This is a genomic window from Variovorax sp. P1_H12_2, assembly GCF_056405335.1.
Genome location: NZ_JBFUCI010000698.1, coordinates 1 through 1,683, shown reverse-complemented (window position 1 = coordinate 1,683; position 1,683 = coordinate 1). Strand labels below are relative to the sequence as shown.

Annotated in this window: 1 protein-coding gene; it reads right to left on the bottom strand. The window is 66.0% G+C overall.

The window, feature by feature from the left end:
* On the bottom strand, positions 1–1,683 hold a 1,683-nt coding region (locus AC1D2K_RS34320), incomplete at both ends, for an efflux RND transporter permease subunit (RefSeq protein ID WP_478094852.1).

The following is a 1,683-nucleotide window of genomic DNA, read 5'->3' as shown; positions in this document are numbered from 1 at the left end:
GCCTCTCGCGGATCTTGAGATCCTTGGACAGCAGGATCAGCTGCGCCACGTTGGTCTGCGGGAACACCTGGTCCAGCGGCAGGTAGAAGCGCGGCACGCCGGAGCCGATCCAGCTCGTGACGGTCGAGATGCCCTCTTCCTGCTGCAGGCGCTGTTCGACCCGTTTCACGACGTCCTCGTTGGCGGCGAAGGAGGTGCCCTCGGGGAACCACAGCTCGACCAGGATCTCGGGCCGGCTCGAATCCGGAAAGAACTGCTGCTGCACGCGGCCCATGCCGACGATGCCGAGCGCGAACATCAGCACCGTGGCGCCGATGGTCAGCCATCGGTGCTCCACGCACCAGTTCACCGACTTGCGGAAGGCGTTGTAGAAGGGGGTGTCGAAGAGCTCGTGCGGCGGCGCGTCGGGGTCGTGAGGCTTGACCTTGAGCAGCAGCGTGCCGAGGTAGGGCACGAAGTAGACCGAGACAAACCAGCTCAGCACCAGCGCGATCACGGTGACCGCGAAGATCGCGTAGGTGTATTCGCCGGTGACCGATTTCGCCAGCCCGATCGGCAGGAAGCCGGCTGCGGTGATCAGCGTCCCGGTGAGCATCGGCTTGGCCGTGACGTCGTAGGCGAAGGTGGCGGCGCGCACCTTGTCGTAGCCCTCCTCCATCTTGCGCACCATCATCTCGACCGCGATGATCGCGTCGTCCACCAGCAGGCCGAGCGCGATGATCAGCGAGCCCAGCGATATCTTGTGCAGCCCGATGCCCAGGTAGTTCATCGCCAGGAAGGTCACGGCCAGCACCAGCGGGATCGTGATCGCCACCACCAGCCCGGGACGGATGTCCACGTGCCAGCCGAAGCGCCCGCCCTTGTGCAGCCCGAGGGCGATGAAGCTGACCGCCAGCACGATCGCCACGGCCTCGATCAGCACGCTGACGAATTCGTTGACCGAGCTGGCGACCGACACCGGCTGGTCCTGCACCTGCACCAGCTTGACGCCGAGCGGCAGCCGCTTGTCGATTTCGCCGGTGGCCGCGCGCAAGGCCTTGCCGAGCGCGATGATGTCGCCGCCCTTGGCCATCGAGACGCCCAGCGCGATCACCTCGCGGCCCTGGTGGCGTACCTTGATCGCCGGCGGATCGACATAGGCGCGGCGGATCTCCGCGATGTCGCCCAGGCGCAGCTGGCTGCCGGAGCTGCCGCGAATCGGCATCGCGCGCAGTTGCTCGACGCTGGTGAACTGGCCGGCCACGCGCACCTGCACCACGTCCTGCGGCGCCTGGATGGTGCCGGCGCTCTCGACCGCGTTCTGCGAACCGATCTGGGCCAGTACGGCATTGAAGTCCAGGCCCAGCTGCGCGATGCGCTTTTGCGACACTTCGATGAAGATCTTCTCGTCCTGGACGCCGAACTGCTCGACCTTGGCCACGTCCTTGACGCGCAAGAGCCGCTGGCGCACGTCGTCGGCGAAGGTCTTGAGCTCGGCGTAGCTGAAGCCGTCGCTTTCGAGCGCATAGATGACGCCGTAGACGTCGCCGAAGTCATCGTTGAAGAACGGCCCCTGCACGCCGGCCGGCAGGGTCGAGCGCATGTCGGCGATCTTCTTGCGCACCGTGTACCAGACGTTCGCCACCTCGCCGGGCTTGGAGGAGTCCTTGATCTCGAAAATGATCTGCGACTCGCCGGGCTTGG